This window comes from Sphingomonas sp. ABOLH, from assembly GCF_003951715.1.
Taxonomy (GTDB): domain Bacteria; phylum Pseudomonadota; class Alphaproteobacteria; order Sphingomonadales; family Sphingomonadaceae; genus Sphingomonas; species Sphingomonas hankookensis_A.
In genome coordinates this window covers 1-678 of the sequence record NZ_QQWV01000116.1, presented here as the reverse complement: position 1 = coordinate 678, position 678 = coordinate 1, and the positions used below count along the sequence as shown (strand labels likewise).

Here is a 678-nt window from a genome sequence, read left to right as displayed (position 1 = left end):
TTCTGATGGTCGGCCTGGTCATCGCGGTCGCGCTGATGGGCGTCGCAGCGAACATCATCGCCAAATATATCGAACGCTATCGCTGGATTGCCTGGGTCGGCCTGTTGGTGATCCTCTACGTCGCCGGGTCGATGATCTACTCGGGAATCGTCGACAAGGATATCGGGATCCTGCAGCTCTTCCACTAAGCTGCTGATCCAGAACGAAAACGGGCGGCGTCCATCAGGGCGCCGCCCTTTTCGTATCAGCCGATATGCTCGGCGAAGAAGGCTTCGGTGCGGCTGTCGGCGAGCTGGGCCGCCGCCTCCGATCGGCGGTTGCCCATCTCGGTCGCGAAGCCATGGTCCTCGCCGGGATAGTCGTAGAGCGTGACGCGCGGGTGATCGTCGAGCCCTTCATGCATCTTCGCCTGAACCTCGGGCGGCACGAAGCCGTCATTGCCGGCGATGTGGAGCAACAGCGGCCGGGCGATGGCATGCTTCTCGTTCAGCAGCCCGTCGACGCCAACCGCATAATAACCGACGCTGGCGTCGCTGTCGGTGCGCGCGGCGGTCATGTAGGCGAGGCGGCCGCCGAGGCAATAGCCGGTGACGCCCACCTTGCCGCCGGTCGCGGCGCGCGCGGCGCGGATCGCGGCCTCGATGTCCTCGATCCTCTTGTCCTGATCGAACTTTCCGG

General features: G+C 64.5%; 1 protein-coding gene and 1 pseudogene. One reads left to right on the top strand and one right to left on the bottom strand.

All coding sequences use genetic code 11. The annotated features are described in order from the left end of the window. Window positions 1–188 (top strand): annotated as a pseudogene (locus tag CA237_RS19495) (TerC family protein); the annotation flags it as partial. A gap of 56 nt (window positions 189–244) precedes the next feature. Here the strand turns inward: CA237_RS19495 and CA237_RS19490 are convergent. Next, the coding region (locus CA237_RS19490) for a dienelactone hydrolase family protein (protein WP_206433028.1) at window positions 245–678 on the bottom strand (434 nt) is incomplete at its 5' end.